1 protein-coding gene is annotated in these 670 nt (G+C 41.3%); it reads left to right on the top strand.

The features are described 5' to 3' along the window. Positions 1-629: cation transporting ATPase C-terminal domain-containing protein (locus LACDD01_RS11270; RefSeq protein ID WP_197458054.1), on the top strand; the 629-nt coding region annotated here is incomplete at its 5' end. Between the last annotated feature and the right edge of the window lie 41 nt (positions 630-670).

Below are 670 nucleotides of genomic sequence, written 5' to 3'. Positions count from 1 at the left end.
ACCTCTTCTCAGGTAACTTAGGGGCGATTATTACCATTGTTTTTGCCTTAGTTATGAACTGGGCAAGTCCATTTACAGCCCTGCAATTGCTCTTCATCAACTTGGTAAATGACTCTGTACCAGCGATTGCCTTGGGTATGGAAAAAGCAGAACCCAATGTCATGAAGAAAAAACCACGTCCTTCTGACGAAGGTATCTTCGAAGGCGGTTTGATGGCAAGTGTTGCGGTTCGTGGTGTATTGATTGGTATTGCAGCGATTATTTCTCAATATATCGGGATGCAAGTTTCAGATGAGTTGGGTGTAGCTATGGCCTTCACAACTCTAATCTTGGCACGTAGCTTACAAACTTTCACAGCACGTTCAAATTCACAAACAATCCTTTCATTGGGCCTCTTCTCTAACAAATATGTTTTAGGTGCGGTAGTATTCTGCCTTGGACTTTACAGCTTGACAACTTTACCTTTCACACGTGAATTCTTCAGCATTCCGGCAAACTTCAGTATGCACTACTGGTTACTTGCTGCTGGTCTTGCTTTAGGTGCTGTCTTGATGATGGAAATCATCAAAGCACTTCGCGTACTTGTTAGTCAGAAAAAAGCAAAAGCAACAGTAAACAAAGTAGGTTAATTATCCTTTAAGAAAATTTAAAAAACGCTCCCAGCTGTTGA

It is taken from the genome of Lactococcus sp. DD01 (assembly GCF_001578715.1).
GTDB classification, from domain to species: domain Bacteria; phylum Bacillota; class Bacilli; order Lactobacillales; family Streptococcaceae; genus Lactococcus; species Lactococcus petauri.
Note: the sequence above shows the minus strand (reverse complement) of the source record. Positions and strands in the feature narration are given on the sequence as shown.